The sequence below is a fragment of the Streptomyces sp. NPDC013317 genome (assembly GCF_055563155.1).
The window spans coordinates 146,035-154,391 of record NZ_JBVHDX010000017.1; the positions used below are offsets into that span (position 1 = coordinate 146,035).

The following is an 8,357-nucleotide window of genomic DNA, read 5'->3' on the forward strand; positions in this document are numbered from 1 at the left end:
GATCACGATGGCCACGATCGAGGAGTGCCGCAGCGCACTCGACAGACTTTCGGACAATCTCGCGCGCGCGGACGGCGAGGTCCGCAGCGCCGCCGCGCTCGACCGCAGCCTGAGCTGCCACATCACGGACCTGGACACGACGTTCACCGGCCGCCTCGCGGCCGGTCGGATCGAGGTCCAGGACACGGTGCCGGGTCCGCCGCCCGCCAAGGCGCAGATCCGCCTGGCGATGACGGGCGACGACCTGGTGGCCATGGTGGGAGGCGAGCTGAACTTCGCGAAGGCCTGGGCCTCCGGCCGGGTCAGACTGGAGGCCGGCTTCCGCGACCTGCTGAAGCTGCGCTCACTTCTGTAGCGCGGGCTGCTCCCTCTTCGCCCGGGCCTTGCGGCCCGCGGGCACGACCAGCGGCGTGCCCGTCTCCGGGTCCTCGATGACCTGGCAGTGCAGCCCGAAGACCCGCTCGACGAGCTCGGCCGTCACGACCTCGGCCGGCGGCCCCTCCGCGACCACCTCGCCACCGCGCACGGCGATGAGGTGGGTGGCGTACCGGGCCGCGTGGTTGAGGTCGTGGAGGACGGCGACGAGGGTCCGGCCCTGTGTCTCGTGCAGCTCGGCGCAGAGGTCGAGGACGTCGATCTGGTGCTGGATGTCCAGGAAGGTCGTGGGCTCGTCGAGGAGCAGCAGGGGCGTCTGCTGGGCGAGCGCCATCGCGATCCACACGCGCTGGCGCTGACCGCCGGACAGCTCGTCGACGTACCGCTCGGCCAGTTCCGCGACGCCGGTCGCGGCCATCGACTCCTGGACGATCCGCTCGTCCTCCGGCGACCACTGGCGCAGCAGCCCCTGGTGCGGGTAGCGCCCGCGGGCCACGAGGTCGGCGACCGTGATGCCGTCGGGGGCGACGGAGGACTGGGGCAGCAGACCGAGGGTCTTGGCGACCTTCTTGGCCGGCAGACTGTGGATGCTCTGCCCGTCGAGGAGCACCCGGCCCTCCGAGGGCTTGAGCATCCGGGACAGGGCGCGCAGCAGGGTCGACTTGCCGCAGGCGTTGGGGCCGACGATGACCGTGAACGAGTTGTCGGGGATCTCGACGGACAGGTCGCGGGCGATGACCCGCTGGTCGTAGGCGAGCGTGACCGATTCCGCGCCGAGCCGCTGGGTCTGGCGGTCCATGGAGGTGCTCCTGTTGTTCTTCTCGTGGGAATCCGTCATATCCGTCCCGCCTTGCGCTCGGTGACGAGCAGCCACAGCAGATAGCAGCCGCCGAGCACCCCGGTGACGACGCCCACCGGCAGCTGCCGGTCGCCGAAGGCGTTGGTGGCGGTCCAGTCAGCGACGAGCAGCAGGACGGAGCCCATGAGGGCGGAGACCGCGAGATTCGGGCCGGGCGCGCGGGTCAGCCGGCGCGCGAGCTGAGGGGCGCTGAGGGAGACGAAGACGATGGGCCCGGCCGCGGCGGTGGCCACGGCGACGAGCAGCACGGCGGAGGCCATCAGCACGATGCGGGTCCGCTCCACCCGCACGCCGAGGGCGTACGCGGCGTCGTCGCCCATCTCCAGCATCCGCAGCGCCCGCCCGTGGCCCAGGACCAGCGGGATCAGCACGCAGCAGACGGCGAACAGCGGCCAGAACTGCTCCCAGTCCCGCCCGTCGAGCGAACCCGTCATCCAGACGGTGGCGCGGGTGGCGTCGACGAGGTTGGCCTTGGTGATCAGGTAGTGGATGACGGCCGTGAGCATCGCGGCCGCGCCGATACCGACGAGGACGAGCCGGTAGCCGTGGACCCCGCGCTTCCAGGCGAGCAGGTAGATCGCGGTGCCCGTGATCAGGGCGCCGACGACGGCACCGCCCGCCGCGGCCGTCGCGCTGCCCTGGAAGAGGACGATGACGGCCAGCGCGCCGACCGTGGCGCCCTGGCCGAAGCCGATGACGTCGGGGCTTCCGAGCGGGTTGCGGGAGATGGACTGGAAGACGGCGCCGCCGATGCCGAGCGCCGCGCCGACGAAGACCGCGACGAGGACGCGCGGCAGCCGCAGGTCCATGACGGCGAACTCCTGAACGGCGGTGCCGTCGCCGAGGAGGGTGGCGACGACGTCGCCGGGGGCGATGGGGAAGTCTCCGCTGCCGATGAGCACGACGGCGGCCGCGAGGGCGAGGGCGAGCAGCCCGACCAGGGAGAGAGCGGCGCGGGGCGCGTAGCGCAGGGAGAGCCCGGCGCCGGTCCGTAGCGTCTTGGTGGTCACAGCTGGGCCATCCTCTTGCGGCGGACGAGGCGGATGAAGACGGGCCCGCCGATCAGCGCGGTGACGATGCCGACCTGCAGCTCCGCGGGGCGGGCGACGAGCCGGCCGACCACGTCGGAGCCGAGCAGCAGGACGGGCGAGAGTACGGCCGCGTACGGGAGGATCCAGCGCATGTCGGGACCGGTGATGGCGCGTACGAGGTACGGGACCATCAGGCCGAGGAACACGATCGGCCCGCAGGCGGCGGTCGCGGCGCCGCACATCAGCGTGACCGCGGCCATCGCGAGCACGCGGGTCCGGTTGAGGTCGGCGCCGAGCGCGCGGGCGGTGTCGTCGCCCAGCTCCATGGCGTTGAGCGGCCGGGCGATGAGCAGGGCCAGGGCGACACCGGCGAGGATGAACGGCGCCACGCGGCGCACGGTCTCCATGTCGGCGGAGGCGAGCGAGCCGACGGTCCAGAAGCGGAGCCGGTCGAGCGCGGCCGAGTTCAGCAGCTGGACGGCGTTGACGTAGCCGTAGAGCGCGGCGGTGGCGGCCGTTCCGGCGAGCGCGAGACGCACGGGCGTGGAGCTGCGGCTGCCGCCGAGGACGTACACGACGACGGAGACGACGGCCGCGCCGGCGAACGCGAACCAGATGTAGTCGCCGACGTCCGAGATCCCGAGGAAGGCGATCGCGGAGACGACGGCCGCCGCGGCGCCGGCGTTGACGCCGAGGAGTCCCGGTTCGGCGAGCGGGTTACGGGTGAGGCCCTGCATCACGGCCCCGGAGAGGCCGAGGGCGACGCCGACGAGCAGCCCGAGCAGGGTCCGGGGGACGCGGACGTCATGGATGATGACGTCGTTGCCGACACCAGTGTTCTGGAACAGCCCGTGCCACACGTCGCCGAGCGGCACCGGTTTGGCACCGATCATGACGCTCAGGACACAGACCAGCAGCAGGACTCCGACGGCCGCGACCAACCCGACGGCGCGCACGGAATGCCGGCGCGTCGGCTTCTGGTCGGGGCCGGTCGGATCCGCGCTCGCTCGGGAGGGACTCTCGACCAACACGGGAGTTAGGTTAGCCTACCCTGCTATCGCTCTTCGATCCCCGCCCCCAGGTCAGAGCCCGGGTCAGAACGCCGGTGCGCAGCCCTTCACAGCGCCAGCCGCGCCAGCGCCTTCCCCGCGTCCAACCCGCAGGCGCCCGCCCCGGCCTCCGTCCACGCCGCGGCACACAGCGCCCGTACCCCGTCCAGGGCAGGCCCCTCCCCCTCGAGGACGAGTTCGCCGCCGCGCGCCTCGGCCGACCAGCCGCCGCACACGAACCCCCCGTGCACCCCGACCACGCGCGGCTGCCCCGTCAACAGCCCGCGCAGATCCGCGTCCACATACGTCGGCCGGTGCTCCGGAACAGCGGCGAGCAGCTGCGCCACGTCCGTCACCCCCGTCAGTACGAGCAGCGAGTCCACGCCCCCGTTGAACGCCCCCTCGATGTCCGTGTCCAGCCGGTCCCCGACCACCAGCGGCCGCTCCGCCCCCGTCCGCAGCACCGTCTCGCGGTGCATCGGCGGCAACGGCTTGCCCGCCACCTTCGGCTCCACGACCCCGCCCGTGGCGATCCGTACGACCTCCACCGCCGCCCCGTTCCCCGGCCCGATCCCCCGCGCCCCCGGAATCGTCAGGTCCGTGTTCGAGGCGTACCACGGCACGCCCCGCGCCACCGCGTAGCCCGCCTCCGCGAACCGCGCCCACGGCATCTCCGGCCCGCCGAACCCCTGCACCACGGCCGCGAGACCGTCCACGTCCGCCGACTCCACCGGCTCCAGGCCCCGCTCGCGCAGCGCCACCCGGAGCCCCTCACCCCCGACGACCAACACCGGCGAACCCGCGGGCACGTCGTCGGCGATCAGCCGCGCGACCGCCTGCGCGGAGGTGATGACGTCCGCCGCCTCCGCCGGAACGCCCAGCTCGGTCAGGTGCGCGGCCACCGCGTCCGGGGTCCGCAGCGCGTTGTTGGTGACGTACGCGAGATGCATCCCGCCGGCCCGGGCCGCGCCCAGCGCGTCCACGGCATGGGCGATCGCCTCACCGCCCGCGTACACCACTCCGTCCAGATCCAGCAGCGCCGTGTCGTACGCCTCGCTCAGCGCCCGCTCGATACCGGCCGGCCGGTCCCTGACCTCCCGCGAACCGTGCCGCGGACCGGGCTCCGAGCCCGGCTCACGACCCCGCTCCGAGCCCTGCCGCACGCCCTGATCGCCCTGCCCGCCGTCACCCATGACCTCGTACTCCTCACGTCTCAGCCGTCCCGACTCCCCCGATCATCGCTCATTGCCACCGCCCACTTACGATTGCGCAATGATGAGCAGAGGTCCTGCGGCCAATGACGGTCTGCACCTGGTCCCGTTCCGGGGACTCCGCTATGTCCCGGAGCGGGTCGGCAGCCTGGCCGCCGTGACCTCACCGCCGTACGACGTCGTCGTACGGCCCGACGGACTGCACCACCTCGAGTCCGCCGACCCCCACAACATCGTCCGGCTGATCCTGCCTCAGGCCGTCACCGCGGGCACCCGCCACCGCAAGGCCGCTGTCACCCTCGACCGCTGGCTCGCCGAGGGCGTCCTCGCGCCCGACCCCGAGCCCGCCCTGTACGTGTACGAGCAGAGCGGCGACGGCATCCTGCAGCGGGGGGTCATCGGTGCCCTGGAACTCTCCACCCCGGCCGAGGGGATCGTGCTCCCCCACGAGGACGTGATGCCGCACGTCGTCGAGGACCGCGCCGCGCTGATGCGGACCACCGCGGCCAACCTGGAACCGCTGCTCCTCACCTACCGGGGCGACGGCGACGAGACGGCCGAGGTCATCGAGCGCACCGTCCACCGCGAGCCCCTGCTCGCCACCACCACGGAGGACGGCTTCCACCACCGCCTCTGGGCGATCACGGACCCCGACGACCTCGCCACGGTCTCCGCGGGCCTCGCCGAGCACCAGGCTCTGATCGCCGACGGCCACCACCGCTGGGCGACCTACCTCCGGCTCCGCGAGGAGCACGCCCAGCCGAGCCCGTGGAACTACGGCCTGGTCCTGCTCATCGACACCGCCCGCTACCCGCTCAGGGTCCGCGCCATCCACCGGCTGCTCAACCGCCTCCCCGTCGGCGAGGCCCTCGCCGCCCTCGGCGACGGTTTCCGCGTGCGCCGCGTCGAGGGCACGCTGCCGACGGCCATGGAGGCCCTGGCGGCCGCCGCTTCCGGCGGCAACGCCTTCCTCCTCGCCGGCGACGGCGCCTTCCACCTCGTGGACCGCCCCGACCCGGAACTCCTCGCCCGGACCGTCCCCGCCGACCGCCCGGAGGCCTGGCGCACCCTGGACGCCACGGTCCTGCACGCCACGCTCCTCGACCACCTGTGGCACATCCCGGACGACCCCGAGGAGATCAGCTACATCCACGACACCGAGGCGGCCGTGGCACAGGCCGAGCGCCGCGGCGGAACGGCGGTGCTCATGCATCCGGTACGGGAGGACGTCGTACGGGACCTGGCCCGGCAGGGCGTCACCATGCCCCGCAAGTCGACGTCCTTCGGACCGAAGCCGGCGACGGGCCTGGTGCTCAGAAGCCTGGCGCTGGACTGAGACATGGAGAAGGGGGGGGGCCCCCCCCCCGGGGCGCCCCCCCCCCCCCCGCCCCGCGCCCCGCCCCCCCCCCCCCCGCCGGGGGGGGCGGGGGGGGGGGCGCGCCCCCGCGGCGCCCCCCCCCCCCCCCCGCCGCCGCCCCCCGCCCCCCCCCCGGGGGGGGGGGGGGGCCCCCCCCGGGGGGGGGGGCCCCCCCGGGGGGGGGGGGGCGCCCCCCGGGGGGGGGCCCCCCCCTTCTCCATGTGCCTGACGGCGTCCGCGCTTACGCCCGGTCGTCGTCCAGGTCCTCGTCGTCCTCGTCGTCGATCCCGTCCGCGTCGTCCACGGCGTCCTTCGCGTCGGACTCCTCGGACTGCTCGGTCTCGTCGGTCTCGTCGGACTCCTCGGACTCCTCGGACTCGTCCAGCTCGTCGATGGCGTCCACGAACTCGACACCGTCCAGCTCGGCGAGCCGGTCGGAGGCGTCCGTGGCCCCGTCCTTGTCCGACTCCGCCGTCTTGGCGAACCACTCACGCGCCTCGTCCTCGCGCCCGGCCGCGAGCAGCGCGTCGGCGTAGGCGTACCGCAGGCGAGCGGTCCACGGGTGGACTGCGGTGGACGCGAGCTCGGGGCTCTGGAGGGTCACGATGGCGGCGTCGAGCTGCCCCATGTCACGGCGGGCACCGGCGGCGACGAGACGCATCTCGACCTGCCCCGCCTTGTCCAGCTTCTGCACCTCGGGCTCACCGGCCATGGCGAGCGCCCGCTCGGGCCGGCCCATGCCGCGCTCGCAGTCGGCCATCACGGGCCAGAGCTCGACACCACCGGTCATGCGACGCGCGGCCCGGAACTCGGCCAGCGCCTCGGAGTACTTCTGGGTGGCGTACGCGGCGAAGCCGGCGGCCTCGCGGACGGCGGCGACACGGGAGGCGAGCCGCAGGGCGATACGGGAGTACGCGTACGCCTGCTCCGGGTCCTCGTCGATCAGGTTGGCGACCATGACGAGGTTACGGGCCACGTCCTCGGCGAGCCCCTTGGGCAGGCTCATGAGCTCCTGGCGCACGTCCGCGTCGATCTCGTCGCCCGTGACGTCCTCCGGGATCGGCAGCCGCTTGATGGGCGCACGGTCCGGCCGGTCCCGGTCGCGGTCGTCCCGACGGCCGTAGCCACCCCGGTCGTCGCGACCGCGGTAGCCGCCACCGCGGCTGTCGTCCCGGCGGTCGTCACGCCGGAAGCCACCGCCGCGGCTGTCGTCGCGGCGGGGCCCACGCGGCCGGTCGTCGCGACGGAAGCCACCGTCACGGCGGTCGTCACGGGGACGCTCGTCACGACGGTCATCACGACGGTAAGCCGGCCGCTCGTCACGACGGTCGTCGCGACGGAAGGACGGGCGGTCGTCCCGACGCTCGTCACGACGGTCGTCACGCGGACGGTCATCACGACGGAAGCCACCACCGCGGTTGTCGTCACGGCGGTCGTCACGCGGACGGTCATCACGACGGAACGACGGACGGTCGTCACGACCGCGGAAACCACCACCGCCGCGGTTGTCGTCACGCCGGTCATCACGACGGAACGACGGACGGTCGTCACGGCGGTCGTCACGCGGACGGTCGTCACGGCGGAAGCCACCGCCGCGATTGTCACCACGGCTGTCGTCACGGCGGAACGACGGACGGTCGTCACGGCGGTCGTCACGCGGACGGTCATCGCGACGGAAGCCACCGCCGCGGTTGTCGTCACGGCGGTCGTCACGCGGACGGTCGTCACGGCGGAAGCCACCACCGCGGTTGTCACCACGGCTGTCGTCACGGCGGAAGGACGGGCGGTCGTCACGACCGCGGAAACCGCCACCACGGTTGTCATCGCGGCGGTCATCACGACGGAACCCACCGCTGCGGTTGTCGTCACGCCGGTCATCCCGACGGTCGTCGCGACGGAAGGACGGACGGTCATCGCGGCGGTCGTCACGCGGACGGTCGTCACGGCGGAAGCCACCGCCGCGGTTGTCACCACGGCTGTCGTCACGGCGGAACGACGGACGGTCGTCACGACCGCGGAAACCGCCACCACGGTTGTCGTCACGCCGGTCGTCGCGACGGAAGGAAGGACGGTCGTCACGGCGGTCGTCACGCGGACGGTCATCGCGACGGAAGCCACCGCCGCGATTGTCACCACGGTTGTCGCCTCGGTTGTCGTCACGACGCGGGCCACGGAAGCCGCCTCGCTCGCCACCGTCCCTACGACGCGGCTCGCGCTCCGGACGATCGTCGGGAGAGTTGGGGGACATCGGCGTGACTCCTGTCTTCGGGTACTGCAGTCATTCTCGCGCAGTCGGCACCCCGACGCGCTTCGGAAAAATCATGGAAAAACAAAAGGACCCTTGGTCCCAGCATGAACGCTGGGACCAAGGGTCCTGAAAGATTGTTCGGCGGCGTCCTACTCTCCCACAGGGTCCCCCCTGCAGTACCATCGGCGCTGAAAGGCTTAGCTTCCGGGTTCGGAATGTAACCGGGC

The 8,357-nt window shown here is 73.0% G+C and carries 8 protein-coding genes and 1 rRNA gene; 2 read left to right on the forward strand and 7 right to left on the reverse strand.

Annotated elements, in window-relative coordinates:
- The first annotated feature begins 7 nt into the window (after window positions 1-7).
- Window positions 8-355, forward strand: a complete 348-nt coding sequence (locus tag ACZ3IJ_RS32345) for an SCP2 sterol-binding domain-containing protein (RefSeq protein WP_467474055.1) — start codon at window positions 8-10, stop codon at window positions 353-355.
- Here the strand turns inward: ACZ3IJ_RS32345 and ACZ3IJ_RS32350 are convergent.
- The 4 genes from ACZ3IJ_RS32350 to ACZ3IJ_RS32365 form a co-directional block, all read right to left on the reverse strand.
- Window positions 344-1,213 (reverse strand): ABC transporter ATP-binding protein, encoded by an 870-nt coding sequence (locus ACZ3IJ_RS32350; RefSeq protein ID WP_467474058.1) that lies wholly within the window; start codon window positions 1,211-1,213, stop codon window positions 344-346. The two genes, ACZ3IJ_RS32345 and ACZ3IJ_RS32350, sit on opposite strands and share 12 nt — an antisense overlap.
- A complete protein-coding gene (locus ACZ3IJ_RS32355) occupies window positions 1,210-2,244 on the reverse strand; it encodes a FecCD family ABC transporter permease (RefSeq protein ID WP_467474061.1) in 1,035 nt (344 codons plus the stop codon). Before ACZ3IJ_RS32355 ends, ACZ3IJ_RS32350 begins: the two co-directional genes overlap by 4 nt.
- Window positions 2,241-3,296: an iron chelate uptake ABC transporter family permease subunit gene (locus ACZ3IJ_RS32360; protein WP_467474064.1), complete on the reverse strand. Its 1,056-nt coding sequence runs from the start codon at window positions 3,294-3,296 to the stop codon at window positions 2,241-2,243. Before ACZ3IJ_RS32360 ends, ACZ3IJ_RS32355 begins: the two co-directional genes overlap by 4 nt.
- A gap of 86 nt (window positions 3,297-3,382) precedes the next feature.
- Window positions 3,383-4,507 (reverse strand): HAD hydrolase-like protein, encoded by a 1,125-nt coding sequence (locus ACZ3IJ_RS32365; protein WP_467474067.1) that lies wholly within the window; start codon window positions 4,505-4,507, stop codon window positions 3,383-3,385.
- A gap of 79 nt (window positions 4,508-4,586) precedes the next feature.
- Here ACZ3IJ_RS32365 and ACZ3IJ_RS32370 point away from each other — a divergent pair, with 79 nt between their 5' ends.
- The gene (locus tag ACZ3IJ_RS32370) at window positions 4,587-5,861 is read left to right on the forward strand and encodes a DUF1015 domain-containing protein (protein WP_467474070.1); all 1,275 of its coding nucleotides are present in this window, start codon (window positions 4,587-4,589) and stop codon (window positions 5,859-5,861) included.
- A gap of 262 nt (window positions 5,862-6,123) precedes the next feature.
- On the opposite strand, the gene ACZ3IJ_RS32375 is transcribed toward ACZ3IJ_RS32370, so the two are convergent.
- The 3 genes from ACZ3IJ_RS32375 to rrf all read right to left on the reverse strand — a co-directional run.
- A complete protein-coding gene (locus ACZ3IJ_RS32375) occupies window positions 6,124-6,948 on the reverse strand; it encodes a tetratricopeptide repeat protein (protein WP_467474092.1) in 825 nt (274 codons plus the stop codon).
- Window positions 6,885-8,054, reverse strand: coding sequence for a hypothetical protein (locus ACZ3IJ_RS32380; RefSeq protein ID WP_467474096.1), 1,170 nt, complete (start codon window positions 8,052-8,054; stop codon window positions 6,885-6,887). Before ACZ3IJ_RS32380 ends, ACZ3IJ_RS32375 begins: the two co-directional genes overlap by 64 nt.
- A gap of 212 nt (window positions 8,055-8,266) precedes the next feature.
- A 5S ribosomal RNA gene (gene rrf, locus ACZ3IJ_RS32385) occupies window positions 8,267-8,357 on the reverse strand; the annotation flags it as partial.

Excerpts from the sequence above, each read along its gene's own strand:
- ACZ3IJ_RS32365 (WP_467474067.1), bottom strand. The coding sequence starts at position 4,507 with ATGGGTGACGGCGGGCAGGGCGATCAGGGCGTGCGGCAGGGCTCGGAG.
- ACZ3IJ_RS32345 (WP_467474055.1), top strand. The coding sequence starts at position 8 with ATGGCCACGATCGAGGAGTGCCGCAGCGCACTCGACAGACTTTCGGAC.
- ACZ3IJ_RS32370 (WP_467474070.1), top strand. The coding sequence starts at position 4,587 with ATGATGAGCAGAGGTCCTGCGGCCAATGACGGTCTGCACCTGGTCCCG.
- ACZ3IJ_RS32350 (WP_467474058.1), bottom strand. The coding sequence starts at position 1,213 with ATGACGGATTCCCACGAGAAGAACAACAGGAGCACCTCCATGGACCGC.